The sequence below is a fragment of the Gordonia sp. N1V genome, from assembly GCF_029269935.1.
GTDB classification, from domain to species: domain Bacteria; phylum Actinomycetota; class Actinomycetes; order Mycobacteriales; family Mycobacteriaceae; genus Gordonia; species Gordonia polyisoprenivorans.
In genome coordinates this window covers 1-399 of the sequence record NZ_JARJDD010000108.1, presented here as the reverse complement: position 1 = coordinate 399, position 399 = coordinate 1, and the positions used below count along the sequence as shown (strand labels likewise).

Sequence of the window (399 nt, the reverse complement as noted above, 5' to 3'; positions counted from 1 at the left end):
AAGCCACCGCCAAACTGTTGTCGTGTGACACCACCATCACCAAAATCATGCTCGATCCCAACGGTGTACCCCTCAGTGTTGGCGAGGCGAAACGCTTCTTCACCCCCGGACAACGCAAAGCCCTACTCGTCCGTGACCGCGGGTGCATCAAATGCGGAACACACGCCGGACGCTGCCAAGCACACCATGTGCACCACTGTGATCGCGGGTGCATCAAATGCGGTGCCCACGCCGGACGCTGCCAAGGACACCACCTCGTCCACTGGAGCAAGGGTGGTCCCACCGACCTCGACAACGGATGCCTGCTGTGCAGTAGTTGTCATGATGATGTCCACCGCCACGGATGGGACATCATCATGGGCTTCGACCGACACCCCTGGCTGATCCCACCCGCCAGCA

1 protein-coding gene is annotated in these 399 nt (G+C 60.7%); it reads left to right on the top strand.

The annotated features are described in order from the left end of the window. On the top strand, positions 1-399 hold a 399-nt coding region (locus P3L18_RS28330), incomplete at both ends, for an HNH endonuclease (RefSeq protein WP_276116014.1).